Raw genomic sequence first — 257 nt, 5'->3', positions numbered from 1 at the left:
CCGACGACGCGGCCTGTCCGGCTGACGTGCTGGCTGCGCGTGCTGAGTCCGCAGCATCAGCCGCATGGGTTGCCGCCTCACGGGCTGATGTGCTGGCATCACTGGCTGACTTCTTCGCGGCTGCCGTGTTCTGTGCCACCGCGGACGCGTTACGCGCCACCTCTTCCACCATCAGTTCAAAACGGCGCAGTGCCTCCGGACGGGCATCATCCTCCGTCATGGCACCGAGAAAATCATTCAGCGTACCGGGTTGAGAA

General features: G+C 63.8%; 1 protein-coding gene. It reads right to left on the bottom strand.

The window, feature by feature from the left end; translation table 11 throughout:
* The coding region (locus RVY79_RS20450; protein WP_317466420.1) for a prophage tail fiber N-terminal domain-containing protein at positions 1 to 257 on the bottom strand (257 nt) is incomplete at both ends.

Source organism: Chromohalobacter sp. HP20-39, from assembly GCF_033052815.1.
Classification (GTDB): Bacteria; Pseudomonadota; Gammaproteobacteria; order Pseudomonadales; family Halomonadaceae; genus Chromohalobacter.
This window is presented reverse-complemented; position numbering and strand designations above follow the sequence as displayed.